The following is a 1,493-nucleotide window of genomic DNA, read 5'->3' as shown; positions in this document are numbered from 1 at the left end:
GGGTAACTGGACGGTCCAGACGCGGGTGGTCAACGAAGGCGGGATGCTCGGACCGGTCAAGATGTACGACGTGGAACTCGACGTGGCGTCGCCGAACGCGCCGTCATCGGCGACCCGGTCGGGCAATGCGATCGACGTGACGCTCGCGGGTACGGGGGCGACGGTTGGCGACATGATCAACGTGATGATCGGCGATCACCGGATTACCTACACGCTGACCGGAGCCGACGTGGCGTCCGGGCGTGCGAAGGTGACGATCCCGGCGAGTATTGCCGCGACGATGGACGAACATGCGTCCTACGGTGCTGCACTCGTGGACAAGAGTGGAAACGTGTCTGAATATTTGATTACCCGATTTGTCGAGATAGGTACAGGAGAGAGGACCGGGTCGGGGATTGTCTATACGGTTACGGATTTCAATCACGAAAAGCCGAGAGATATCGCGGGCGGTGCACCGATCGACTTCGGGGTCTTCACTGCCGTGCTGGGCAAGACAACGCCAGTCGGCGGTCTAAAAATCGATCAGGGCATTCGCGTCAAGGGGGGAAGCGGCTCCGACGCGAACGAGGTGGGGCTGGTTTTCGGTATCCAGGAAGTGCCGAGATTCTATCTCAACAATGGAGCGCATGCGCAAGCAGTCAGTTTCGATCTCGATAGCAGATCTGGTTATGTATTGATGGCGCGCTTTTTCGATGACGCGGGAAATCTGATATTCAATCAATATCTCTACAGTACTGACCGTGATTCTCAGATTGTGACCGGATTGCATAGTTATCAAATTGTGCTGCCGGATGGAATGCAATTTTCTTCATTCAATATCGGATGGTATGTAGATAAGAATGGGGGGGGTGGCACTGGGCCGAATATGCTTGTATCTGCCTGGATCGACAATATCGGGTTCTCCGGTGGTAGCTTTGGAGGTTTGGTCCCAGAGGTGTCAGTCGATTTCAATCACGAAAAGCTGAGAGATATCGATGGTGGTGAGCCGATCGACTTCGGGGTCTTCACTGCCGTGCTGGGCAAGACAACGTCAGTCGGCGGTCTAAAAATCGATCAGGGCATTCGCGTCAAGGGGGGGGGCGGTTCCGACGCGAACGAGGTAGGACTGCTTTTCGGTATCCAGGAACTGCCGAGATTCTATCTCAATAACGGAGCGCATGCGCAAGCAGTCAATTTCGATCTGGATAACAGGACTGCCAATGTATTGATGGCGCGCTTTTTCGATGATGCGGGAAATCTGATATTCAAGCAATATCTCTATAATTCTGATCTTGGATCTCCGGGTGCGCGGGGGGCGCATAGTTATCAAATCGTGCTGCCGGATGGAATTCAATTCTCTTCATTCAATATCGGATGGTATTACGATAATGGGAATGGCGGCACTATGCCGAGTAATCCAGGCTCCGTCTGGATCGACAATATCGGATTCTCCGGTGGTAGCTTTTCAAAATCGAGTTGGGAGGCCATCACGGAACTCGTTCCGCCAGCCGATA

1 protein-coding gene is annotated in these 1,493 nt (G+C 53.7%); it reads left to right on the top strand.

The annotated features are described in order from the left end of the window. Positions 1 to 1,493, top strand: a 1,493-nt coding sequence (locus tag ACV22Z_RS35625) for a hypothetical protein (protein WP_448080925.1), incomplete at both ends; no start/stop codon positions are given.

The organism is Burkholderia sp. PU8-34 (genome assembly GCF_053427725.1).
This window is presented reverse-complemented; position numbering and strand designations above follow the sequence as displayed.